This window comes from Paenibacillus sp. FSL R10-2736, from assembly GCF_038000245.1.
Classification (GTDB): Bacteria; Bacillota; Bacilli; order Paenibacillales; family Paenibacillaceae; genus Paenibacillus_AQ; species Paenibacillus_AQ phytohabitans.
The window spans coordinates 6,501,020-6,524,225 of the sequence record NZ_JBBOBN010000001.1 but is presented as its reverse complement, the minus strand read 5'-3'; the positions used below and the strand labels follow the sequence as shown (position 1 = coordinate 6,524,225).

Annotated in this window: 20 protein-coding genes; 11 read left to right on the top strand and 9 right to left on the bottom strand. The window is 52.5% G+C overall.

From position 1 onward, the window contains the following. Positions 1-31 precede the first annotated feature (31 nt). Entirely contained in the window at positions 32-1,966 is a 1,935-nt protein-coding gene (locus tag NSQ73_RS27945; protein WP_340989138.1) for a cellulase family glycosylhydrolase, read from the top strand. Positions 1,967-2,054: 88 nt separating this feature from the next. Here the strand turns inward: NSQ73_RS27945 and NSQ73_RS27940 are convergent, their stop codons facing one another. Next, on the bottom strand, positions 2,055-2,882 hold the full coding sequence (locus NSQ73_RS27940) for a helix-turn-helix transcriptional regulator (protein ID WP_340989136.1): 828 nt from the start codon (positions 2,880-2,882) through the stop codon (positions 2,055-2,057). Positions 2,883-2,999: 117 nt separating this feature from the next. Between NSQ73_RS27940 and NSQ73_RS27935 the strand changes: the two genes are divergently transcribed. After that, positions 3,000-3,842, top strand: a complete 843-nt coding sequence (locus tag NSQ73_RS27935; RefSeq protein WP_340989134.1) for an NAD-dependent epimerase/dehydratase family protein — start codon at positions 3,000-3,002, stop codon at positions 3,840-3,842. Between the two features lie 283 nt (positions 3,843-4,125). Further along, the gene (locus NSQ73_RS27930; protein ID WP_340989132.1) at positions 4,126-6,210 is read left to right on the top strand and encodes a class I SAM-dependent methyltransferase; all 2,085 of its coding nucleotides are present in this window, start codon (positions 4,126-4,128) and stop codon (positions 6,208-6,210) included. A gap of 86 nt (positions 6,211-6,296) precedes the next feature. Here the strand turns inward: NSQ73_RS27930 and rarD are convergent, their stop codons facing one another. From rarD to NSQ73_RS27910, 4 genes are all read right to left on the bottom strand, one after another. Then, a complete protein-coding gene (gene rarD, locus NSQ73_RS27925) occupies positions 6,297-7,175 on the bottom strand; it encodes an EamA family transporter RarD (RefSeq protein ID WP_340989131.1) in 879 nt (292 codons plus the stop codon). A gap of 194 nt (positions 7,176-7,369) precedes the next feature. Next, positions 7,370-7,720 (bottom strand): nuclear transport factor 2 family protein, encoded by a 351-nt coding sequence (locus NSQ73_RS27920; RefSeq protein ID WP_340989129.1) that lies wholly within the window; start codon positions 7,718-7,720, stop codon positions 7,370-7,372. Positions 7,721-7,857: 137 nt separating this feature from the next. Continuing rightward, a complete protein-coding gene (locus NSQ73_RS27915) occupies positions 7,858-8,622 on the bottom strand; it encodes a YwqG family protein (RefSeq protein WP_340989435.1) in 765 nt (254 codons plus the stop codon). 225 nt (positions 8,623-8,847) lie between these two features. Further along, positions 8,848-9,765, bottom strand: coding sequence for an AraC family transcriptional regulator (locus NSQ73_RS27910; protein ID WP_340989128.1), 918 nt, complete (start codon positions 9,763-9,765; stop codon positions 8,848-8,850). A gap of 127 nt (positions 9,766-9,892) precedes the next feature. Here NSQ73_RS27910 and yicI point away from each other — a divergent pair, with 127 nt between their 5' ends. From yicI to NSQ73_RS27895, 3 genes are all read left to right on the top strand, one after another. Then, on the top strand, positions 9,893-12,214 hold the full coding sequence (yicI, locus tag NSQ73_RS27905; RefSeq protein ID WP_340989126.1) for an alpha-xylosidase: 2,322 nt from the start codon (positions 9,893-9,895) through the stop codon (positions 12,212-12,214). 394 nt (positions 12,215-12,608) lie between these two features. Next, the gene (locus tag NSQ73_RS27900; RefSeq protein WP_340989125.1) at positions 12,609-13,784 is read left to right on the top strand and encodes an SGNH/GDSL hydrolase family protein; all 1,176 of its coding nucleotides are present in this window, start codon (positions 12,609-12,611) and stop codon (positions 13,782-13,784) included. 87 nt (positions 13,785-13,871) lie between these two features. Beyond that, positions 13,872-14,156, top strand: coding sequence for a hypothetical protein (locus NSQ73_RS27895; RefSeq protein WP_052421674.1), 285 nt, complete (start codon positions 13,872-13,874; stop codon positions 14,154-14,156). Positions 14,157-14,209: 53 nt separating this feature from the next. Here NSQ73_RS27895 and NSQ73_RS27890 read toward each other — a convergent pair whose 3' ends face one another. From NSQ73_RS27890 to NSQ73_RS27880, 3 genes are all read right to left on the bottom strand, one after another. Further along, a complete protein-coding gene (locus NSQ73_RS27890; RefSeq protein WP_231575287.1) occupies positions 14,210-14,305 on the bottom strand; it encodes a YjcZ family sporulation protein in 96 nt (31 codons plus the stop codon). Positions 14,306-14,443: 138 nt separating this feature from the next. Continuing rightward, on the bottom strand, positions 14,444-16,105 hold the full coding sequence (locus tag NSQ73_RS27885) for a helix-turn-helix domain-containing protein (RefSeq protein ID WP_340989122.1): 1,662 nt from the start codon (positions 16,103-16,105) through the stop codon (positions 14,444-14,446). After that, the gene (locus NSQ73_RS27880; protein ID WP_340989121.1) at positions 16,102-17,940 is read right to left on the bottom strand and encodes a cache domain-containing sensor histidine kinase; all 1,839 of its coding nucleotides are present in this window, start codon (positions 17,938-17,940) and stop codon (positions 16,102-16,104) included. Before NSQ73_RS27880 ends, NSQ73_RS27885 begins: the two co-directional genes overlap by 4 nt. A 134-nt stretch (positions 17,941-18,074) precedes the next feature. Between NSQ73_RS27880 and NSQ73_RS27875 the strand changes: the two genes are divergently transcribed. The 4 genes from NSQ73_RS27875 to NSQ73_RS27860 all read left to right on the top strand — a co-directional run bounded on the left by NSQ73_RS27875 (position 18,075) and on the right by NSQ73_RS27860 (position 21,821). Further along, a complete protein-coding gene (locus NSQ73_RS27875) occupies positions 18,075-18,956 on the top strand; it encodes a carbohydrate ABC transporter permease (protein WP_042210709.1) in 882 nt (293 codons plus the stop codon). Continuing rightward, positions 18,957-19,790: a carbohydrate ABC transporter permease gene (locus NSQ73_RS27870; RefSeq protein ID WP_171720611.1), complete on the top strand. Its 834-nt coding sequence runs from the start codon at positions 18,957-18,959 to the stop codon at positions 19,788-19,790. Positions 19,791-19,848: 58 nt separating this feature from the next. Further along, positions 19,849-21,150 carry an ABC transporter substrate-binding protein gene (locus NSQ73_RS27865; protein WP_081971905.1) on the top strand — a complete coding sequence of 434 codons (1,302 nt, stop codon included), beginning with the start codon at positions 19,849-19,851 and terminating at the stop codon, positions 21,148-21,150. A 224-nt stretch (positions 21,151-21,374) separates the two neighbouring features. Continuing rightward, on the top strand, positions 21,375-21,821 hold the full coding sequence (locus tag NSQ73_RS27860) for a Beta-galactosidase C-terminal domain (protein WP_340989434.1): 447 nt from the start codon (positions 21,375-21,377) through the stop codon (positions 21,819-21,821). A gap of 28 nt (positions 21,822-21,849) precedes the next feature. Here NSQ73_RS27860 and NSQ73_RS27855 read toward each other — a convergent pair whose 3' ends face one another. Beyond that, positions 21,850-22,086 carry a hypothetical protein gene (locus NSQ73_RS27855; RefSeq protein WP_144026175.1) on the bottom strand — a complete coding sequence of 79 codons (237 nt, stop codon included), beginning with the start codon at positions 22,084-22,086 and terminating at the stop codon, positions 21,850-21,852. A 150-nt stretch (positions 22,087-22,236) separates the two neighbouring features. Here NSQ73_RS27855 and NSQ73_RS27850 point away from each other — a divergent pair, with 150 nt between their 5' ends. Further along, on the top strand, positions 22,237-23,148 hold the full coding sequence (locus NSQ73_RS27850; RefSeq protein ID WP_340989118.1) for a LysR family transcriptional regulator: 912 nt from the start codon (positions 22,237-22,239) through the stop codon (positions 23,146-23,148). Positions 23,149-23,206 lie beyond the last annotated feature (58 nt).

The window sequence follows — 23,206 nt, the reverse complement described above, 5'->3', positions numbered from 1 at the left end:
TATTTAGAGATGATTAGGAAGGCGGCCTAAGATGAAGGTGAAACGCTCGTTCGTCATTACCTGTATACTGCTGCTGGCCGTCCTGGTGACGGCAGTTCCTGTACAGGCGGAAACCCGGGCGAAGAAGAATGCCCTGCAGGCTTATGTTGAATCGCTCGGACCGGGCTGGAACCTGGGGAATACCTTCGAGGCCTCCGGGGACGAAACCTCATGGGGGAACCCGGCCGTGACCCAGGCCTTCATCGGGCAGCTTGCGGCGGAGGGCTATAAGAGCATCCGTATCCCGGTTACCTGGAAGCACCGGATGGGCGATGCCCCTGATTATGTGATCCGGCAGGATTTCATGGCCCGGATTCAGGAGATTGTCGACTGGTCGCTGGCTGCGGACCTTCATGTCATCATTAATCTGCATCATGACAGTAACTGGGTGATGAACATGGCGGCGGAGCATGATGAGGTGCTGGCCAGATTCAATGCCGCCTGGACGCAGATTGCCGGGCATTTCAAGGATTATCCGGACAGCCTGATGTTCGAGAGTCTGAATGAGCCGCGTTTCTCAGACGACTGGAGCAAGGACAGCCCGGAGTATTTCACCATGCTGGATGAACTGAATGTGTCCTTTCATACTATTGTCCGGCATTCCGGAGGGAACAACAAGCGGCGGCCGCTGGTACTTTCTACGCTCACTGCTGCCCCTACCCAGGCCCGACTGGATGCATTAGCCGCAACCATCAAGAAATTAAATGATGATAGACTGATAGCAACGTTCCATTACTATGGTTATTATGCGTTCAGTGTGAACCTTGGGGGCTCGACCACGTTCGATACCACGGCCAGGGAGGATCTGATTCAGGCGTTCGACCGGGCTTATGATACCTTCACGGCCAAGGGCATTCCCGTAATTGTCGGGGAATTCGGCCTGCTCGGGTTCGATAAATCGCTGAGTACGGTCCAGCATGGCGAGATTCTGAAGTTTTTTGAATACGTTACCTACTATGCCCATGAGAAAAAAATGCCGCTGATGTTATGGGACAACGGGCAGCATTTCGACCGGCGCACGCTCAAGTGGGTAGACGAGGAGCTTCATCAGGTGATGAAACAGGGCTGGAAAGGCCGTTCCTCCAATGCGGAGACGGATTCGGTCTATATTCTAAAGGATGCGGAAATGAAGGATACCGCCATTCCCCTGAATTTGAACGGCAACACGTTCACGGCGCTGCTTAATCAGGAACAGGTGCTTGTAAAAGGAACGGATTATGAGCTTGATGGAGATAACCTTATCCTCAATGCCGGGCTGCTGCAGAAACTTGTTACGCAGAAGTACGGTATTAATGCAGTGCTAACTGCCAGATTCAGCGCGGGTGCTGACTGGAGAATGGATATTATCTATTACGACACGCCGAGCTTGATCAGTGCGCAGGCTCCGGAGGGGATCTTCACGATCCCGGCCTGGTTCAACGGGGATAGTCTGGCAACGCTGGAGGCTGTCTATACGTCTGGCGGCAATGCCGGACCTAATGACTGGACGCCCTTCAAGGAGTATTACAAAGCTTTCTATCCGGACTATACGACCGGAGAAATCAAATTCACGGATGAATTCTGGAAAGAAGTGAAGGATGGGGAAGTGCAACTGAAGATGCATTTCCGCAGCGGTGCAGTTATCCCGTATACGATTACCAAGACAGGCAGTCAAATCGTTGGTGTCTCTGTAGAGGATGCAGAAAAAGCGGCAGCGCTGGCTGCGGAAGAAGCGGATGGGCAAGCAGTAGAGGTGCTGGCGGAATCCGCTGATCCGGCACCAACAGACACTGCAGCAGCAACTTCAGTGGAGAATTCTGCTGAAGCTGTCCAGCCAGAGGAAGCCAGCCAAGGCGGCAGCAAAACCTTGATGATCCTGCTCGCTGTATCGGCGCTGATCGTTGTATCGGCAGCGGCCATGTACTGGCGGAGAGCGGGTAGAAGATAGGCTTAGCGGATAAGTAAACAGCAGCAACCGTGGACGGGGAAGCATGTCCTCGTTTGCTGCTGTTATTTTTGAACCCATAAATGCATGATTAATGTTCGCTGGTGTTCATTTGACTTTGCAGACGCGCAGCTGTTTCGGCAGTAGCTGTATAAATCATCAGCTTCAGATCCGGATGGCCCTGGGGCTGTAGGGTCATATGTTCGAACTCCAGCTCCCCGATGCCCGGCGCATTCCACTGTTTGTGGCAGTCCGTTACAACCTGAACATCATGCAGCGGCCATTTCTCGCGGAACAGCGGGCTGCTCTGCATAAATTCCCCGATAAGCTCCTTGAACCTCAGGTCATTAGGAAAATGTGCGTAATCCGCACGAAAGCGTGCAACGATTACTTCTGCTTTACTCTCCCAGTCCTCTGGATTCATTCTTCGCTTCCCGGTCGTCAACAGCAGCCTCATCCAGTTGGGACTCTCCTGCTCTGAAATTGAAGGAAAGCCGAAAACCAGCTCCGCTGCCTGATTCCATAACAGCAAATCCCAGCATCTCCCGATTACGAAGGCCGGATTAGGCTCCAGGGCCTTAATCATCCGTTCCAGGCCTGTGTTCAGTTGCTGATCTACTACTGACTGCTGCTGCACCGGTCTGGCAAGAAGATGAAGATGGTGGCGTTCATCTTCAGTCAGCCGCAGCGCCTCTGCTATGTTATTCAGTACATCCTCTGAAGGATTGATACTTCTTCCTTGCTCAAGAGACGTGTACCATGAGGTTCCGATGTGGGCAAGCTGGGCCACTTCTTCCCGGCGGAGCCCCGGAGTCCGCCGTCTTCCATAAGAGACTAACCCGGCTTCTTCAAGAGTCAGACGTTCCCGGCGCGAACGCAGAAATTCTCCTAACGGCATTCTGGAAGAAATCTCTTCCATGTTGAACTCCTCCTTATCCTGACACTGACAGTCCTACGATAAACGCAGGAAGGATGCCAGTTACACATTTTATTATACTGCCAGTATAGCATCTATAAACTTAGGAGGATTTGAACTATGAATATATTTGTAACTGGAGCCACCGGTAAAGTAGGAAGCCGTTTCGTTCCGCGTCTGCTGCAGCGCGGTCATCACGTTAAGCTGTTGATCAGGGATGCCGCCAAGGCGGATGGGCTCCGGGAGCAGGGGGCAGAAATTGTAGAAGGAGAGCTTCTACAGCCGGAGCATTATGTGGAGGCTCTCAGGGGGATTGATGTTGTGTTTCATCTGGCAGCACAGTTCCGCGGCGTAGACGAGAACACCACCTGGATATCCAATTTCGATGGCAGCATTGCTCTGGCCAAGGCAGTGCTGGAGGCGGGGGTGCCAAGGTTTGTTTTTGCGAGCACCAATAATGTCTACGGCTCCGGAAGTAACGCGGGACCCAGTCAGGAGGATGACGAGCTGAAGCCTGCGTTTGCTTATCCGCAGTCCAAAGCTAAGGCTGAGGCAGTACTGCTGCAGCTTCATCACGAACAGGGATTAGGCCTGCGCATCGTAAGGCTGCCTTTTGTCTATGGTGAGCGGGACCCGCATATCACAGAATATCTGCCGCTCGCAGGCAATTGGAATCCGGCGAAAAGAATGCATATGGCGCACCATGCCGATGTAGGTCAGGCCCTGCTGCTCGCAGCTTCCGCAGACGGGATAGATGGCCGGATCTACAACGTCGGCGACGATGCACCGATCTCCATTGCGGAGCTGCTTAAGCTGCATCAATTGGAAATTTCCCCGGAAGCGCGGCAGCAGGAATTCAATCCATGGGAGGGAGTCATCGATACCACCCGGATCAGGGATGAACTACATTACCGGCCGATTTTCCCGTCCTTCTATACGGCGAGGGATGCAGGTGCACTTTAAATTGGATTTATCTTCTCCCGGCAATCTGGTATACAATATACAATAGTAGTGCATTTTCTTGACCGCAGGCTTCTCTTCAGAAGCTTGCGGTTTGTTGTATGAACAGTATGAATAAGATGAACTAAAGAAATCTGGACACAACAGCGGCTGGAAGGCCAAATATTCACCGCAGTTACGTCCTCGCCCAGCTGGGGGGGCTTAAGTTGATCTATAGAGATCATGATTCAACCGCAGCCAGCAGGGCTATTGTATAGAGATCGTTATTACATAGGGAGGCAGGCAAATGCTGAAATCATTGCAGGCTATTGAAACATACCGCGAAGAAGGAAGACTCCCCGGTGAAGGCTGTCTGTGGCTGGGATATATCGTTCAGGCCGAGCAGACGATTGTGAACCTCGAACGGGTGGAGTCACTGGGGGAACTGGAGCAGCAGAGTCCGGTGCTGGATTACGTAGAGCGGAGCCTGCGCGTATTGGACAGTCTGCCGCTATCCTACTGGATCAGGGAATTGGCTGAAGAGACGCTGATCTGGTCGGAGACTGCCAAGGGCGGTACGATCCGGCAGCGCAGAAGCTGGCAGGAGGACGGTATTAATATATTTGTGCATAATATCGGTTCGGCACAGCTGTACTGGCGTTATGCAGAGGATGACCGGGAGGACGCTGCCTCTGCGGATAAGCGGCTGATCGTGCACCGGCTGATCGAAACCCACGGGCTGATCGGGCAGCAGATCCGCGGCGAGGTTCCGCCCTCGGTCAATCTTCCGTTATCCGGACTGGTGGAGCAGGGGCTGCTGACTGCAGATGAGCTGGAGCGGCTGCTGTTCGCGCTGAATCACTGCATTATCTCTGCCGTTGCCCCGGAGCTGTGGCAGGAGGTTCGTCCTCAGGTGATGGAGCTGATTGCCGTAATCTCCTCGGGGAATCTGCATGATGAAGTTCCGATGAAGGAGCGTCTGCGGAGAATGCGCTCCGGGTCTATCGCGCAGGGCGAGGATTATGAGACGGAGTGGAGCAGTCTTGTGCAGGAGGGCTTCAATCCTGCTGTACTGGAGCCGCTGCAGCCTGTCACCTTCTGGTATGTGGAATCAGCACTGCAGACCTTCTCGCTGGAGCAGTTTCTCAAAGTAGTAAGCCTCTCCGCTAGCAGTGATTTGTCCGCTCTGAACCATATCAGCTTCGAAGCGGTGATGAATAGCATTTATTATGACTACAAGGGCAGCAAAAAGATCAACGTGTACAAGAAACGGATCATTGAGAAATACTTGTCTGAGCTGGACTGGACAGAGATCTACAGCGGGGAGCAGCCTTCCGGCAATCCGCATCTGTTGCACCGGCTGCTGCGGAAGGAGCATTTGCCCGACACGCTGTTCTTCAACTTCGAATTCTCCCCGGCGGCTGAGAAGCTGATTGAATTCTGTATAGAAGCCGAGAAGTCGGCGCTGTATGAACGGGCGGTGCTGCTGCTGTTCGATCTGTTCGATCTGCGCCGGGATGCGTTCGACCGCTTCCATAACGAGGATACGTACTTAAGCCAGATGAATGATACGGCAGATTATAAGGCGGTTATTCTGGATTACGTCACCGGCCGCAAGGTGCTGGACATCGGGCCGGGCGGCGGGGTGCTGCTGGATCTGATCGAGCAGCGGATGCCGGACGTGATTCCGGTGGGCATCGATATCTCCAGCAATGTCATTGAAGCATTGCGGCAGCGCAAGCAGCGGGAAGACCATCGCTGGGAGGTGCTCCAGGGCGATGCGCTGAACCTGAAGGATTACGTGGAGGCGGGCACGGTCGACACGGTGATTTTCTCCTCCATCCTGCATGAGCTGTATTCCTATGTCCCGCTGGACGGGAAGAAGTTCAATCACGGGACGGTTGCGGCTGCGCTAACCAGCGCCTTCGGGGTGCTGGCGGACGGCGGAGTCATTATTATCCGCGACGGTATTATGAGTGAGCCGGAGGATCAGCAGCGGAGAGTGCGGTTCCTGGAGGATGACGGAATGGCGTGGCTGGAGCGGTATGCTAAGGATTTTGCCGGCCGGAGTATCCGGTATGAGCAGCTTAGCGCCCGGGAGGTCCTCATGCCGGTGAATGATGCGATGGAGTTCCTGTACACGTATACGTGGGGCGAGGAAGCCTATATCCATGAGGTACAGGAGCAGTTCGGATACTTCACTCCGGCGCAATATGCCGCGTTCATTGAGCAGACGCTTGGTGATCAGGCGAAGATTGAAGTCTTCCGCCATTACCTGCAGGAAGGGTATACGGAGGCGCTGCAGGATCGGGTCGTGGTGATGGATGAGAGCGGGCAGGCGGTCGCACTGCCGGACAGCACCTGCTTCATTGTAATCCGTAAGGCGGGCTGAAGCCGGGCGCTTGAGTGGAACATAAAAGGGGCATTACCACAGCCGTGTCCGGCGCTGGTAATGCCCTTTTTCGATAAACTGACCGATCAGTTGGTGGCCGGCAGCCTGGATTTCCTGAAGCCAGCCACACTGTAGACAATCAGGGCAACCCAGATGAAGGAGAAGCTGACCAGCCTCCCTTGTGAGAAGGGCTCACCAAGCAGGAATACTGCCAGCAGCATACTCGTCGTCGGCGAGATGTACTGGATGAAGCCGACCATGGAGAGCGGGAGCAGCTGCATAGACTTGGCGAACCAGAACAACGGCATCGCCGTAGCGGCTCCGGACAGCAGCAGGACGATCATCAGCAGGGGAGACAGCGAAGCGAACGTTCCTGTGCCCTGCGACTGAATGTAGATCAGATAGCCCAGCGCAACTGGCATGGCCATCAGTGTTTCCCCGGTCAGGCCGAGCAGAACATCGAGCCCTGCAAGCTTTTTGGCCAGACCATACAGGGAGAACGTGACCGCCAGCGCAATTGCCACCCATGGAACCTGCCCGTACTGGACCGCCATAATCCCCACACCGGTGCCTGCCAGAAGAATAGACGCCCATTGCCACGCTGACAGCTTCTCCTTGAGGAAGATGACCGCAAACAGAACGCTGATCAGCGGATTCATGTAGTAGCCGAGGCTGGTCTCCAACACGTGATTATTGTTCACGGCCCAGATGAACAGGAACCAGTTCATGCTGATGAAGAAGGAGCAGAGGACAACTGCTACGGTGCTTTTGGTGCTTGAAAAGATAGTCTTCAGCCGCCCCCACTGCCGCGAGCACGTAACCAGTACGGCTACAAAAACGAAAGCCCACACAATCCGGTGCCCAAGTATTTCCCACGCGGGCATAGCCTGGAACAGCCGCCAGTAGAGCGGCAGAAACCCCCAGATGAGATAGGATAGAACGGCATAAATAATGCCTTTTTTCATAATGACACCCCTGCCCGAAGAATCAGAAGAATGGAAATATTAGGTTCAATTCGTTCATTATATCAGGCATTCCGCATCCTGTATTTAGCTGAGCTTCGCTCCGTAAGCACGATAGACGAAATGCTCTGTGTCGAACAACAAAAAGGAGCCGCGTGACTGCGGCCCCCTTCACATTATAAATGAAATCTGTATCGCTACTTAAGCGTGATGTTAAGTAAGCTGATTTTACCGCTGCGTACCTTGAACTCGTGTCTGAACAGCTGCGGAGCGGGAACGCGGTTCTTGTTAAATTCCCCTTCCATCTCTGCTGTCACAGCGACGGACTCCCCGGATTCTTCTATTTCCATGATCGTATAGCGGACCTTGGCAGAGAACAGCTCTGATTCTCCCCAGGCCTGTATAGCCTCCCTGCCCGCAATCTCTTTACCGTTATCCTTAACGCTGGCGCCGGGAGTGAACAATTCTATAAAGGCTTCAGGCTGATATTGGTTAATGGCATTGTAGAACTCCTGTACCTCACTCGGCATAGTGACATGTTGATTCATGGTGATCTGCCTCCTGTAAGTAGAGTAGCGGAAGCGGCATGGCTCCACCCTTACACGTAACTTAAACGTATCCGGGCATCGGTAAGCAGATTGGAGGGTGAATAGGGAGGTGACCGATCCTATCGAACCCGCTGACCTCACGTCCCTACGCGGTACGTATAGACATTCTCGAAGAATAATTTTTTGAAATCATCCGCTTTGATGAAAAAATGCAATAAACCGGACAAGTCCCATTCCATCCCGATCTGATCATCAGAATCAGCCTGGAATAATAGAATCTCACCGCTGGGATGACCTCCGTATTGCAGTGCTGTCATATGGCCCAGAAAACGGAATCCGATTCCACGGTCGTAAGTAATCAGAAAATTCGGTTTGAATTCCAGGGAATAGCGGTTCAAGTCGGTTTCGTTGTTCATCAGATGGTTGGCTTCCAGATAATCTGAATCGGGAATCGTTAATTCAAGCTTTTTTTCGAGCAGCGCGGATTTGAATATTTGATCTTCCGATAATGTCATTGGCGGCTCCATTCGAACCAATTCTGTCGTTTCAGGGGAGTAATATACAACATTATTATTCTTCTTGTCTGAATCATAATCATCGCTGTTATACCATACCTCAGAATCATACACGTAGAAGAAGTAGAGAATTCCGGTAGCCGGATACCCCGGGTTAACCAAATTCATAGGGAACTCTTCAAGATTGATTTGAGCGACAAACGACATGGGATGGTTCTTCCACGAAGGCCATTGAAAGGAAGAGGGCATATCGGGATGTCCCCCGATTTTGCTGGCGCCAAGCTTGATTTCTGTTTCATCTGTCATTTGTGGAACCATGTAGAATCCGGGCAGAATGTGATGTTTTAATGTATCCCAATACTTATCAAGACCTGCTTCTCCCAGCATCAAGCGGATCTCACCCATTGAAGGGTCTGTGATTTGATCAGATGCCAGCGGGTGCTTGTATATGAAGGTCCCATTGCTGCCTCCTGCATCACCTGTTATTAAGAAGCGGAGCAGTAATATAAATGCTGTTATTATCTTAAATGTATTCAAGGTTTCTCCCGCCCTTCTGAATTGTTATTCTACACGGGCAGGTTAAATTTGTCAGTTCGAATTATCCCATTGATCTTACGGATAAAGCTGGCCCTGACCGGCTCCCGGAATAGCATCCTTGCGGAATTCGGAAGGCGAGCAGTTCATCGCTTTGCGGAAGACTTTAATGAAGTAGCTGACGTTGTCGAAGCCGACATCCATGGCGATATCGGAGATTTTGCGGTCACTCTGCTGCAGCAGGGCTGCGGCCTGGCGGATCCGGTAGGAGTTGATATAATCGACGGGCGTCTTGCGGGTCATGCTTTTGAAGAACCGGCAGAACTGCCCCTCGCTCATCGGAATCAGTTCGGACAGATCGCGCGTGCGGATCGGCTCCTGATAGTTGTCCTGGATATAGAGGATGACCTTCTTCAGCCGGTCGATCTTCGTGGTATCCGCGCCTGCCGACTGGCTGTAGTTCACCGAACGTCCCGGCGGCGCAATCTGTGAGAGCATGATCAGCAAAGTTCCTTTCATAAAGGACTCGAATCCGGGCATTTTATTATCATATGCCTCCATCATCCGCTCCAGGTGCAGCAGAAGCTCCCCTTGCCAAGGCACGGAGGAGGTGAGGTGACGCGGAAAGCTCTGGCGTTTCTCCTGAAGCGGCAGAATTACAGTCTGCTGGATGGTATCATATTGGGCGCTGGCCAGGAGATCGGGGTGAAAGACAAGTGCGCAGAACCGGCAGGGAGTGTCCAGAGCCGCATAGGCGGCATGAATATCACCGGATTCAATAAAGACGGCTTCGCCGGGGCGGAGCGTGAAATAATCCGTATCCACCTGAAAGAGAATCTCGCCTTCAAGCAGCAGGAAGAACTCCGCTTCCTCATGCCAGTGGGTATCCAGGACAGGGGCTCCGGCCGGGAGCTCTATCCAATAGGCGGCCAAGGGAAACATAACATCCCCGTGTTCACGGTCTTCTTTGAGCAATCGCTGCGATGTGCGGTCCATTAAAGCCCTCCTTGTGGGAAAAACATCAAAATAGTGTTATAAATAAGCTATATTATAGTAGTTTTGTGATTTTGTTATCGTTATAATGCAACTATAAACACCAAATTGAAGGGTGGCAAGTGCACACATGAAATTTACAGACGGCCTTTGGCTGGTTCGCGACGGAATCACAATTAATGGTGCAGTTCAGAACTATGCGGTGGAAAAAACTGCAGAAGGTCTGACAGCAATTACGCAGACAACTCCGATTACTGGACGTGCAGCAACACTGAACTCCACGCTGCTTACCGTAAAGTTCCATTCCCCGCTTCCGGGTGTGGTTGGAATTAAGATTATTCATAATGACGGCGTTATCGACCGCGGTCCTTCCTTTGAATTGACTAAGGGAACAGGCGATCATGTTCAAATCGAAGAAACCGAAGCACAGACCGTGCTGATCAGCGGCGGACTCCGTGTAGTGATTAACAAGGGAACTCACTGGTCGGTAGACTTCTACCGCGGCGACGAGCGCATTACAGGCAGCGGTTACAAATCGATGGCCTATATCACCGATCAGGACGGCAACACGTTCATGCGTGAGGAGCTGGATATCGGCATCGGCGAATTCGTGTATGGTCTGGGCGAACGCTTCACTGCTTTTGTGAAGAACGGCCAGGTAGTTGACCTGTGGAACAAAGACGGCGGTACAAGCTCCGAGCAGGCTTACAAGAACGTTCCGTTCTATGTGACCAGCAAAGGCTACGGCGTATTCGTGAACCAGCCTGAACTGGTGTCGTATGAAATCGCTTCGGAGAAGGTGAAGAAAGCCCAATTCAGCGTAGCTGGAGAGAGCCTGGAATACTTCGTTATCGAAGGGCCGACTATCAAAGAAGTTATTACTAAATATACTTCCCTGACCGGCAAGCCTGCGCTTCCACCGGCATGGACCTTCGGTCTGTGGCTGACCACTTCGTTCACTACGGACTACGATGAAGCTACGGTTAACTCCTTCGTAGAAGGTATGGCTGAGCGCGATCTGCCGCTGCATGTCTTCCACTTCGACTGCTTCTGGATGCGCGAATACCAATGGACCGATTTCCAGTGGGATTCCCGTGTGTTCCCGGACCCTGTGGGCATGCTGAAACGCCTGCATGAGAAAGGGCTTAAGATCTGTGTCTGGATCAACTCTTACATTGGGCAGCGTTCACCGCTGTTTGAAGAAGGCAAGAAGAACGGCTATCTGCTCAAAAAACCGAGCGGCGACGTTTACCAGACGGATCTGTGGCAAGCGGGTATGGGACTCGTGGACTTCACGAACCCTGCGGCTTGTGAATGGTATGCGGGTTACCTGCGAGATCTGGTTGACATGGGCGTAGACAGCTTCAAGACCGATTTCGGCGAGCGCATTCCAACGGATGTTGTGTACTTCGACGGCTCCGATCCGCACAAAATGCACAACTACTACACACAATTGTATAACAAGGTTGTCTTTGAAGTACTGGAAGAGAAGCTTGGCAAAGGCGAAGCAGCCGTGTTTGCACGTTCGGCAACCGCCGGCGGACAGCAGTTCCCGGTTCACTGGGGCGGCGACTGCTACGCTGACTATGAATCCATGGCAGAAAGCCTGCGCGGCGGCCTGTCGCTTGGCCTGTCCGGCTTCGGCTTCTGGAGCCATGACATCGGCGGCTTCGAGAACACTGCTCCGGCGCATGTCTTCAAGCGCTGGCTGGCCTTCGGCCTGCTCTCCAGCCACAGCCGTCTGCACGGCAGCACCTCGTACCGTGTGCCTTGGGCTTACGATGATGAAGCCGTGGATGTTACCCGCTTCTTCACCAAGCTTAAATGCAGCCTGATGCCTTACCTGTATGATGTAGCCGGACAGGCACATGAGCAGGGCTGGGCTTCGATGCGGGCGATGGTGATGGAATTCCCTGAAGATCCGACCTGCGAAGTGCTGGACCGCCAGTACATGCTGGGCGATTCCCTGCTCGTGGCTCCGATCTTCCATGAGAACGGCGAAGTGAAATACTATCTGCCGGCTGGACGCTGGACGCATCTCCTGAACGGTGAGACCGTAGTGGGCGGATCATGGCGCAAAGAGAAGCATGACTTCTTCAGCCTGCCGCTGTTCGTACGCCAGAACTCCCTGCTTGCCGTGGGCAGCGAAGACAGCCGCCCGGATTATGATTTTGCCGAAGGCGTGAAGTTTGGCTTGTACTCCCTGGAGGATGGCAAGGCTACAACTGCAACCGTACGCGACATCAACGGCGCTCCTGAGCTGAAGGTGGAAGCTGCACGCAGCGGCAATACCATAACTGTAACTGCAGAAGGCAGCGGCAAAGCATTCACCCTGGCTGTGAAGGATCTCGGCGCTATCGCTTCCGTAGAAGGTGCGGAGCAGGCAGATGAAACTACAGTGAAAGTAAACGCCGGAGCCAAATCCGTATCGTTCACCATTACACTGAAGTAAGCTTATACCGCCCTATACTCAAGCTCTCTGATGACAGGGGACATTCGTCCCCGGTGTATCAGAGAGTTTTTTGAGGATTAAACAGCGGGTACGGTATTTGAGGCTATTGGGACTTCAAGCTGTTCTTGCCGCGCAAATCTTGCACGGAATACAACATTTTCCACCTATTATCGATCCTGATCCGGAATTGTTGTATGTAAGGCAGCATTTCTCCTTCTCTCGGCTGCTTTGCGGGGGAATTCATGTATTTCGTACAACATTTCTCTCAAACAGCCTGTTATTCATGCATGGAAGTTGTAGAACGTACAACATTATTGCCTTTTTCTATTTATTACAGGTAAGCTGTGAACTAATAATCTCATTTCTGTCAGCAACGATAGGAGAATAGAAGGCTATGAACAATAAAGTTAATACCAGTGTGTACAGCCAGTCTGGATTCATTTCAGCAACGGCAGTATCCGCAGCCGCTAATTATATTATGAACTCGTCCGAGCCGTTCACCCATACCTACCGGACCTATGTCCGCCTGCGGGAGAATGGCAGCCTGACACTGAAGTTCTGGCACAGCAATGCTGTGGATTCGACATGGGACTTGGGCGCAGAGTCAGCGGCCAGTGAACCGGGCGGGGAGTGGAGCATTGAAGCGGCATATGTAGCCGATGGCGGAGCCGTGCCGGATGGTACAGTTGTGCCAGGTTCGCAGGTTCCGGTAACCTTCGGTGGCGAAGCCTCGCGGAACGTTGCTCCGGGCGAGCAGTTCTGGAGCGATGAAGCGCTGCTGAAGCTGCCGGAAGGGCATTACCTGGCCTTCACCTGGACGCTGAAGACGGCAGCTGCCGGCAAGTCGATCCCCTTCAACGTGGAGGGCATGCTGGTCTCCGGCTACGATGCGCCGGGCAATCTGGCTGCTCAGGAGACAGCTGAAGCGTTCACCGAATCGGACAAGCTGCAGGTATTGCCAAGCTTCATGGGGTACAAGAAGGATGTAACGAAGAAGCTGGTCTTCCTGGGGGATTCGATTACGCAGGGAGTGCGGACCGCGAAGGATGAGTATTCCTACTGGGCGGCAAGAATTGCCGAAGGATTGGGGACAGACTACGGGTTGTGGAATATCGGCTCCGGCTGGGGCCGGGCCTATGATGTCGCCACCGATGGAGCCTGGCAGCACAAGGCGCAGCAGGGCGATGAAGTATTGATCGTGCTTGGAGTGAATGATCTGGATATCGGGCAACGCTCGGGGGCGGAGCTGCTGGCAGACCTCACGCATATTATCTCCGCGATCAAGGAAGCGCGGCCTGAGACTGCCGTGATTCTCAGCACCGTGCCGCCGTTCAATTTCGAGGGGGAACGGGAAGCGTACTGGCGCAAGGTGAATGAGACGATCCTGACGAACCCTCCTGCCGGGGTGGATCGCGTGTTCGATATCGCGGCGGTACTGTCTGTACCTGCTCCGGCAGATCACAGAATCAGACCGGAGTATATGAGCGATGAGTTCGATCCGCATCCGAACGGCACCGCCGGCAAGGCAGTGGCGGATGCTTTTCTGGAGTGGTACGGGAAACAATTGTAACGAACTTCTTGAATGCACTAGGCATACTATGTAGTACTTTATCAGAAGGGTAGTGTGCCTGTAGTGAGCATTCAAGCGGGAGTACCAATGCAGCCCAAAGTGCTGTATCAAGCAGATCAAAATTATATTCAGAGTCTGAAGTCTGTTCGGCATCACTTGCACAGTGTATGCAGACAACATGTGAACCAGATTGTCCGGGTGCAGACGATTGACGGCCAGGTCGTTACTGGGAGAATTCTCGGCTGCGATAGAGGATTGTTATACATGGGGGTACAGAATCATCATGGAGCAGGACGCGCCTTCGGAAGCAGCGATGAAGCCATCCTGACCCTGGTACTGTTCGAATTGCTGGTTATAGTTTTATTGTCTTAACTCAAAAGATAAGAGCCTGCGTAAGCAGGTCCTTATCTTTTTTTTATGATTGGTTAGAATGTTTTGAGAATGATCACCAGCAAAATATAAAGGACTAAGATTGTAGTGGTAGAAGTAAAAAGTCCACCGACATTTCCGCAACCGCTCATCGTCTTACCTCCTTCACAATATCATCGTTCAGAACCATGATATGCACTTTTGGTCATTCGGGTATAGACCATCGACCAATTTAAAGCTCAGAGCCAGGTAAGAAATAGAAGCGGAAATGGATAATGTCTTCAATGCATTCAATGCTCCGCCTGCCCCCGGAAATCCTTCGGCGGGCAGCCGACCTGCTTCTTGAAGACCTTGCTGAAATATTTGACGTCGTGGAAGCCGACCATCTCCGAGATCTGCGCCAGCTTCAGATTAGGATTCTGCATCAGCAGCTTGGCCTTCTCGATGCGGACGCTGCCGATGTAGTCGGAGAAGTTGATGCCGTATTCCTGTTTGAATTTGCGCGAGATATACTCGCGGCTGACATAGAATTTGCCGGCAACCTCCTGCAGGGAGAGGTCGGACGGGTAATTCTGCTCGATATATTTAACGATCTCCGTCATCGGGTTCCGTTCTTTCATGTGTCTGGCCGAGAGCGTCTGGGACAGCTGCTGCATCAGCGCAAAGGACCAGTCACGCCAGGCGAACAGGGAGAAGGAATAACCGCTTGGCAGCGGTGAAGGACTGAGCAGATCAGCCTGCTCCAGCTCCGCCAGCACACTGTCCGACTGGTTGCCCAGCGCTTCCCGGACCAGCCGGGAACGGAACAGGAGGGCATCCGCCTTCCACGAATTCAGCATTTGCGGGGTAACGACACCCCGGCGGCTGAGCTCATGGGTCCAATGCTGTGCGGCGGCGGATATGGCTTCAGTGGTGCCGCTGATGACCGCCATCCGCCAGTCCTCCTGGACATCAGCGAAGTTCAGCGGTGCCTCCGCCTCCGTGTTGGCGGAATCACGGCTGTCTGCCGCCATGCCGCCGGCTCCCGCACCCGGGGAGAAATGGCAGTAATCCTCATGCCGTAACAGGTTCCGCCGCAGCAGGGCTTCGGCGGCTTCTGTGCGCTGCGCCGGCAGCTGTCCCGGGAACGTGCCTGCGGTGCTGATTCCGAAATGCATGCGGAACTGCAGGGTACGGTAGATCCCCTGATTAATCCGGCTGATCAGCTCGACAACAGATTCCTCCAGATCCCAGAGAATGATGGCAATCTCCGGCGGCCCGCCCCAGTAACGGAAGGCAATGCCCTTACGCTGCAGCTGCAGGAATTCATTGCAGATGTTAACGATGGCGTAGTACATCAGCTCACTATCGCCCCCGAACCGTTTGAGCAGCGGATTGTTGCCGCTGTCCGTCTGCACAAGGATCAGCCGCGCAGCCTGTACACTCTGCGGAATGATTCCGTCAACGTTAAGCCTGCGCAGCGAGGCCTCGGCATTGACCTTGTCATCAATCAGCGCGGAGAGCAGCTTCTCCCCGTAGATCGGCTTGATCTCATTCAGCCGGAGGCTCTGGCGCTGACGGTGGCTGCGCTCCTCTTCTTCGGAGCGCCAGGCGGCAACCGCCTTGGACACTGCGTTATTAATCATATCCGCTTCGATGGGCTTAAGAATATAGTCAATGCCGCCGTGGCGGACGGTCTGGCGCACGAAGTCGAAATCATCATGCCCGCTGACAACAATGAATTTGGTGTTGCCTGCGAATTCATCTACCCAGGTCATCAGCTCAACACCGCTCCCTGATTCCATCATCATATCCATAATCACCAGCGCGGGCTTCTCCTTGCGGATCAGCCCGATGGCTTCATTGCCGTTCCCTGCTTCCAGAATCTCATCAATCTGATGTGCATCCCAGTTCACCAGCAGCCGGACGGCCTTCCGGACTCTTGCTTCGTCATCCACAATAAGCGCCTTCATATCCGTTCACTCTCCACTAATATCTCAATTTCCAGCCGGATGATAACCCCGCCGGCCTCCAGATTATCTACCGTCAGCAAAGCATCATCCCCGCAAACCAGCCGCAGCCTGGCCAATACATTACCCAGGCCGATTCCCGCACCGGGAGCATCACGTTTGCTGTAGCTGTCCTGACCTGAGTTCTTTATCATGTCGAGCTCTTCAACAGCTCTGGGCTGCTGCAGCTCCTTGCGCAGCGTCTCCAGCTTCACGGCCGGAATCGAGAGGCCGTTGTTCCGGATACTGATCTCCATCCGGCTAGGGCTAAGTCTGGCTGCCGTAATCTCAATGAATCCGTCCGTGCGGGCAAGGTTGAACCCGTGCTTGAAGTAATTCTCCACAATCGGCTGCAGGATCATCTTGGGCATCAGCGCATGCAGCAAGGATGCTTCCATATCGTAGCGGAAACTGAACTTATTTTCAAAACGTTCCTTCTGCAGCTCAATATACGCTTTAACATGCTCCAGTTCATTCTGAATCGTCACAATCTTCTCATCATTGTACATGCTGTAGCGCATCATCTTGGCCAGTGCCGAGAGCAGGCCGTAGATTTGCGGCACCTTCAGCTCAAGGGCGAGTGTACCGATAATCTGAAGTGTGTTGTTCAGGAAATGCGGGTTGATCTGCGACTGCAGCGCCCTCAGCTCATTGGTTTTGTTCGACAGCTCCAGCCTGTACTCGCGCAGAATCAGGTTGTTGATCGTGTCCATCATACTGCGGAAATGCTCCGTGACCACACCGATCTCATCTTTTCCTGCCGGCCGGATATCAATCTCAAGGTTACCGGTCTGCACCTGATTCATGTACCGGGTCAGCTGCTTGATGGGGGCGGTGATCCGGAAGGAGATCAGAATCGTCAGGGCGATGATCATACTCATCAGCACGAAGAGCAGAAGCAGGTTAATGCCGGCGGCCTCCTTGGCTTCACGGAACAGATAGGAGACAGGGATTTGCTTGACGAGCGTCCAGCTCAGTCCTATGCTTTCGATCTTTTGATAGATGAATACAGAGTTATCCTGCTCAAAGTGCCCCTGGGCCTCGGTGCTGTCAGCTATCTGTTTATTGTACCATGCTGCATCCAGCGGTTGGCCGAATGTGCCGGCGTCAGGTCCGTATACGAGCTTGCCGGCGCTGTCCACCAGATAGATGTTCTCCTGATCCTGGTCGTACAGCTGGTCTACTATATCACCAAGAGCTGCCAGCTTGACATCAATCGAGAGATAGCCGAGTGCTTCAGAGGAGGGGATTCGCTCAATTCTGCGGTGCATGGTAAAAACAGGCTCCGGCACGAATTGTGTTAACGGCAGTTTTAACCCGTAGGCATTGCTTGTATGGGTACTTTGCACCGCAACCGGAGAGGCTCCTGTAATATTGGACTCTTGATACGGCAGGTTTTCCAGCCAGCGCTTGGGTGTCGTATTATCGGTAATCAGTGTAGCTTTACCGTCTTTGACGCCATATAAGTACACCTGTGAGATATTAGGCAGCGAGGTGGAAATGTAACTGAGCGAATTGTAAATTGCGATGTCGGAGGACAGATCGTCGTGCCCGGCTTCAAGCAGGCGGTAGAAATCCGAGTCAGAGTACACACTGAGCGACAAACGGTTGATTTCCCCAATCAGACTGTTAATGTTCTTGGAGCCCTGATAGAGCAGATTCTTATTCTCATCGACAGCCCGTGTTCTGAGGGAGTTGGTCGTATAGGAATAGCTGACGAACATAGTAGCCATAATACAGATTAATGTTGGCAGGAGTAAAAAAACGATCAATTTGGTGCGGATACTGTTCCATTTCATGAGGCACGCTTCACATCCGATCAATATTTTACACCCTAAAGATCACTTGCGTAGGTGTAAGGGGCTCTGTAAAAAACAGATAATATGTTTAGATCATAAACAAGTGAGTGAGTAAAAGAAAGGGGGACCATTACATGCGCGGCAATAAGTTGTCCCAATTAGGTCAACAAGTATTTTTCGTTGGCCCGGCATTGTTGTTTTTTACCTTGATCACGATTATTCCTTTTCTGATGGGGATGTACTATTCCTTCACGGACTGGAACGGCGTATCGGGTAATGTTAGCTGGGTCGGCTTTCAGAACTTTAAAATGATTTTTACCAATGATCCCGATTTCTGGTCATCCTTCTGGTTCACCGTGAGATTCACGGTCCTTGGAGTTGTATTGACCAATGTAGTGGGCTTTTTCCTGGCCTATCTGCTGACCAAACCTCTAAAAACACGCAATATGCTCCGGACCATTTTCTTCATGCCGAATGTCATCGGGGGCTTGCTGCTTGGGTTTATATGGCAGTTCATCTTCATCAAGGGCTTCGCCACAATGGGCGATATGACAGGCTGGTCCTTCTTCAACCTTCCCTGGCTCGGGGATGCAACAACCGGCTTCTGGGCGATCGTCATGGTGTTTATCTGGCAGTCCTCCGGTTATCTGATGGTTATCTACATCGCTTCGCTCAGCAACGTGTCCAAAGAAGTGCTTGAAGCCGCTGAGATTGACGGCGCATCCCGGATGCAGGTGCTGCGCAACATTATCGTGCCGCTGATTATGCCTGCGGTGACCATCGGCTTGTTCCTGGCGATTTCCTGGTCCTTCAAAATGTTCGACCTGAACCTGTCGCTGACCAAAGGCGGACCGTTCAAATCGACGGAATCCGTAGCTATGAATATCTACAATGAAGCCTTCCTGAACAACCGTTACGGTCTGGGTACGGCAAAAGCGTTGCTATTCTTCGTAATTGTCGCACTGATCACAGTGATTCAGGTCCGTGTAACGAAGAGCAAGGAGGTAGAAGCTTAAATGAATGCTAAATCAAAAGGCAGATGGAATATCGGAATTGAAGTGATTATGATTCTGCTGGCGCTTCTGTTCCTCTCTCCTTTCTATTTCCTGCTGGCGAACTCGGTGAAATCCTTCGGCGAGATCCTGAGCGATGCGGCAAGCTGGCCGCAGACCTTCATGTGGTCGAACTATACTAACGCCTGGAAGCTGGCCCGTTTCTCCGAGGCCTTCCGCAACTCGCTGATTGTTACGATCATCAGTGTGGTTCTGATCTCTCTGTTCAGCGCAATGGCGGCTTACCGCATGGTGCGTGCCAATAACCGGTTCAACCAGGTTCTGCTGCTGCTGTTCGTAGCTGCTATGGTTGTTCCGTTCCAGACCATCATGATTCCGATCCTGAAGGTCGTGAACATCCTGCATGTGAACAACTCCTTCACGGGTCTGATTATATCGAACCTCGGTCTTAGCATTCCGATGGCGATCTTCCTGTTCCACGGCTTCATCAAGTCCGTGCCGCTGGAAATCGAAGAGGCCGCTACCGTGGACGGCTGTAACCCGATCTCGGCATTCTTCCGGATTGTGCTTCCTCTGCTGAAGCCGATGCTGATGACCATTATCGTGCTGAATGCCCTGGGCATCTGGAATGACTATCTGCTTCCATCGCTGATCCTTCAGGCACCGGGACTGCGGACCATTCCGCTGGCGACCTTCTCCTTCTTCGGCCAATATACGAAGCAGTGGGATATGGCGCTTCCGGCACTGACTATCGGGGTTGCTCCAATTGTAATTTTCTATCTGTTCATGCAGCGTTATATTGTTGAGGGAATAGCGGCTGGCTCGGTGAAGGGTTAATTCACCGGGCTCCCGTTCCACATATTAAGCAGTTAAATTATTCAAGGGGGAAATAAAAATGATGAAAAAACGCTCTGCAGTGATGCTGTCCAGCGTCATGCTGATGTCTGTCGTGCTTGCGGCATGCGGCGGTAATAACAATACCGCTTCAAATAATGCTTCAAATGGAAGCGCTGGCAACTCCGGAGAAGTGAAAACGGTTAAGATCTTCCAGTTCAAAACCGAAATCGTAGAAGGCCTTAACGAGCTTAAGGTTGAATTCGAGAAAGAATACCCTAACATCAAGCTGGACATCCAGACTGTCGGCGGCGGTGCAGACTATGCAGCAGCCCTGAAGACTAAATTCGCTTCCGGCGATGCTCCTGATATTTTCTCCAATGGCGGTTACGCTGAAATGGAACTGTGGGGCGACAAGCTCGAAGATCTGTCCGATCAGCCTTGGGTGAAGGATCTGATTCCTTTGGCAGCTGAGCCAATGACGAAAGACGGCAAAACCTACGGTATGCCAATGAACCTTGAAGGTATCGGTTATGTATACAACAAGGATCTGTTCGCTAAAGCCGGTATCACTGAAACGCCAAAAACGATCTCTGAGCTGGAAGAAGCGGCTAAAAAGCTGCAGGCCATTGACGTTATTCCTTTCGGCAACGCATACCAGGAATGGTGGCTGCTGGGGATCCAGGGCATTAGCGTAGCTTTTGCACAGCAGGATAATGTAGATGAATTCATCAGCGGCCTGAACGCCGGAACTTCCACAATCGTAGGCAACGAGAAATTCAAGGATTGGAGCAACCTGCTCAACCTGACTGTGAAATACGGACAGAAGAATCCTTTGACTACAGATGCTAACACTCACCTGGCTATGTTCGCCAATGGCGAAACCGCTATGATGCAGGAAGGCAACTGGGCGCAGACCCTGGTTGACAACATTACTCCTGACATGAACATCGGTATGTTCCCTATGCCAATCAACGATGATCCTGCTATGAACGATAAGCTGTCTGTAGGTGTTCCGGCGAACCTGGTCGTTAACAAGGAATCCGGATCCAAGGAAGAAGCTAAGACTTTCCTGAACTGGCTCGTAACTTCTGACATGGGTAAAGAGTATATCGTCAAAAAATGGAAGTTCATCCCTGCGCTTTCCACCATTGCAGCAACACCTGAAGATATCGGTCTGCTTGGTGCGGATGTATGGAACTATGTTCAAGAAGGTAAAGTCTACGGACTGCAGGCTTCGAAATTCCCTGATGGTGTAACTCAGGAATTCGCCAGCGTTATTCAAGAGCTGATCGCCGGCAAAGTTGACGAAGCAGGCTGGGAAACTGGCATGCAGGCCGCTTGGGACAAGCTGAAGAAATAATCAGCCCCTGCAAGCAAGTCATTGTAATGTTAGGTTAAATAGAGAGTCCTTATAGGGACCTACACCCGGATAAAGTGGATTTGCCAGGACGCTCCAGTCTATCTCAGCATATGAGGTGAGGCGGGGGCGTCCTTTTGGTTATCCGGCGAACAGGCAGGCAGCTGAGATATACTCTATTCATAAAGACTCTGTGCATGAATGAGGAGAGGGAGCTGGTGGAACTTATGAAGCTGAACAGCTACAGCAAGGTGCAGATCGGTGTGGACTATTATCCTGAGCATTGGGACGAGTCTATGTGGGAGACGGATATCAAGTTAATGAAGTATGAGGATGATTTCTTTGCCGGTGCTCCTGCGGTTACGGTGAACTGGTTCGGGGCGGGCAGGGTTTATTATATCGGCACCCATGCGGAGGAGAGTTACTGGATGAAGCTTCTGGGTGATATCGCACCGGATGCGGGACTAACCCTGTTCCCGGAACTGCCGGACGGCGTGCAGGCCTTCACACGCACAGGATCAAAGGGAGAGCTGCTGTTTCTGCTGAATCTCAGCCGGACGTCTCAGACGGTGGGGTTAGACAAGCTGTACCGCAGCGCTCTTACCGGTACCCCGATATCTGGTCCGGTAGAGCTTGCGGCATATGGTGTAGAAATTCTGGAGAATCACGGCTGAAGGCTGAAGCTTGGCGGGGTGTTGACACTCAGGCGGAAGGATGGCGTCTCTTGTCCAGCATGCGCGAGATCAAGGGGATTACCACTGCTCTGGATTGCGGAGGATTCAATCCTGGCTGCTGTTCCTTCTGCGGAGTCTGAAGCTCTTCTTGCCGGAGCATGTCCAGCAGGTCATAGACCGTTGTGATTTGATTCGTATCTATAGTTAATTCTTTACCATCCGGGTTCCCGGGGATCTTGAAATTCCATTGTTTATTTCCCATCATAATCACTCCTTATTAGTTTGTGCCATCCGGCAGAGGCAGAGTGTTTCTTTTATATTTTCATCATAATCTGCGAAGCGGATCATGTATAATGAAGGGAAATGATGGTGGCCATCACTGCGGCTGATGGGTGATCCGGGGGAGAGATGCGGTATGGATATTGGTCTTCTTAAAGTATTTCAGGCGGTTGCTGAAGAAGGTAGTATCTCTAAAGCAGCCCAAAGCCTAAACTATGTGCAGTCGAATGTGACAGCCAGAATTCAGCAATTGGAGCAGGAGCTGAAGACTCCGCTCTTCTACCGTCATAGCCGGGGGATCACGCTGACTTCAGCGGGACAGACGTTCATGGAATATACGGTCAGGATTCTTAAGCTGCTGGACGAAGCCAAACAGGCGGTGCTGGATTCGCCGGTGCCCAAAGGCTCGATAACGGTCGGCTCGGATACGACGGCTGCTGTACGGCTGCCTGCCATCCTATCCGCTTACCGCGTCTGTTACCCTGATGTTGAAGTTCATCTGCAGGTGGGACGGGCGGGGGAGCTTATTGATTCTGTCCTGCAGCATACCGTGCACGGAGCCTTTCTCGACGGACCGGTTGAGCATCCGGAGATTGTCCAGGAGCTGCTCATCCATGAGCGGATCGGACTTGTCATTCCGGATACGATGGATTATCAGGGCATCCGCTCTGTACATGACAAGACCCTGCTGATGCTGAACTCAGAGTGCCTGTACCGGAGCAGGCTGGAGAAATGGCTCGCCGAAGAGGGCGGCCGGCTGGGCAAGGTGATGGAATTCGGGACGATGGAGGGACTCCTCGGCTGCGTGAAAGCGGGAATCGGCTATGCGGTGCTGCCTTTATCCTATTTCACCCGGATGAATGTAACGGAAGGCATCCGCATTTATCCGTTCCCGGAGAAGTATGCGGAGGTCCCGACGGTGTTCATCCGGCGGCGCGATCTCTATATGACGAGTGCTTTCCGGGAGTTCATAGAGGAGCTTAAGGCAGGGCTGCCTGAAGCGGTGAGCGGGGCAGATATGACGGCGGACACAGCGGCAGAGCTGTGAATTAACAGCTATATAATCAAACAGCGGCACCCCGGCTGGCTTAGCTGCGGGTGCCGCT

What these genes read in the sequence shown, in the direction of transcription:
- NSQ73_RS27945 (WP_340989138.1), top strand. Translation starts at nt 32, where the DNA reads ATGAAGGTGAAACGCTCGTTCGTCATTACCTGTATACTGCTGCTGGCC.
- NSQ73_RS27940 (WP_340989136.1), bottom strand. Translation starts at nt 2,882, where the DNA reads ATGGAAGAGATTTCTTCCAGAATGCCGTTAGGAGAATTTCTGCGTTCG.
- NSQ73_RS27935 (WP_340989134.1), top strand. Translation starts at nt 3,000, where the DNA reads ATGAATATATTTGTAACTGGAGCCACCGGTAAAGTAGGAAGCCGTTTC.
- NSQ73_RS27930 (WP_340989132.1), top strand. Translation starts at nt 4,126, where the DNA reads ATGCTGAAATCATTGCAGGCTATTGAAACATACCGCGAAGAAGGAAGA.
- rarD (WP_340989131.1), bottom strand. Translation starts at nt 7,175, where the DNA reads ATGAAAAAAGGCATTATTTATGCCGTTCTATCCTATCTCATCTGGGGG.
- NSQ73_RS27920 (WP_340989129.1), bottom strand. Translation starts at nt 7,720, where the DNA reads ATGAATCAACATGTCACTATGCCGAGTGAGGTACAGGAGTTCTACAAT.
- NSQ73_RS27915 (WP_340989435.1), bottom strand. Translation starts at nt 8,622, where the DNA reads ATGCTGGGAGAAGCAGGTCTTGATAAGTATTGGGATACATTAAAACAT.
- NSQ73_RS27910 (WP_340989128.1), bottom strand. Translation starts at nt 9,765, where the DNA reads ATGGACCGCACATCGCAGCGATTGCTCAAAGAAGACCGTGAACACGGG.
- yicI (WP_340989126.1), top strand. Translation starts at nt 9,893, where the DNA reads ATGAAATTTACAGACGGCCTTTGGCTGGTTCGCGACGGAATCACAATT.
- NSQ73_RS27900 (WP_340989125.1), top strand. Translation starts at nt 12,609, where the DNA reads ATGAACAATAAAGTTAATACCAGTGTGTACAGCCAGTCTGGATTCATT.
- NSQ73_RS27895 (WP_052421674.1), top strand. Translation starts at nt 13,872, where the DNA reads ATGCAGCCCAAAGTGCTGTATCAAGCAGATCAAAATTATATTCAGAGT.
- NSQ73_RS27890 (WP_231575287.1), bottom strand. Translation starts at nt 14,305, where the DNA reads ATGAGCGGTTGCGGAAATGTCGGTGGACTTTTTACTTCTACCACTACA.
- NSQ73_RS27885 (WP_340989122.1), bottom strand. Translation starts at nt 16,105, where the DNA reads ATGAAGGCGCTTATTGTGGATGACGAAGCAAGAGTCCGGAAGGCCGTC.
- NSQ73_RS27880 (WP_340989121.1), bottom strand. Translation starts at nt 17,940, where the DNA reads ATGAAATGGAACAGTATCCGCACCAAATTGATCGTTTTTTTACTCCTG.
- NSQ73_RS27875 (WP_042210709.1), top strand. Translation starts at nt 18,075, where the DNA reads ATGCGCGGCAATAAGTTGTCCCAATTAGGTCAACAAGTATTTTTCGTT.
- NSQ73_RS27870 (WP_171720611.1), top strand. Translation starts at nt 18,957, where the DNA reads ATGAATGCTAAATCAAAAGGCAGATGGAATATCGGAATTGAAGTGATT.
- NSQ73_RS27865 (WP_081971905.1), top strand. Translation starts at nt 19,849, where the DNA reads ATGATGAAAAAACGCTCTGCAGTGATGCTGTCCAGCGTCATGCTGATG.
- NSQ73_RS27860 (WP_340989434.1), top strand. Translation starts at nt 21,375, where the DNA reads ATGAAGCTGAACAGCTACAGCAAGGTGCAGATCGGTGTGGACTATTAT.
- NSQ73_RS27855 (WP_144026175.1), bottom strand. Translation starts at nt 22,086, where the DNA reads ATGATGGGAAATAAACAATGGAATTTCAAGATCCCCGGGAACCCGGAT.
- NSQ73_RS27850 (WP_340989118.1), top strand. Translation starts at nt 22,237, where the DNA reads ATGGATATTGGTCTTCTTAAAGTATTTCAGGCGGTTGCTGAAGAAGGT.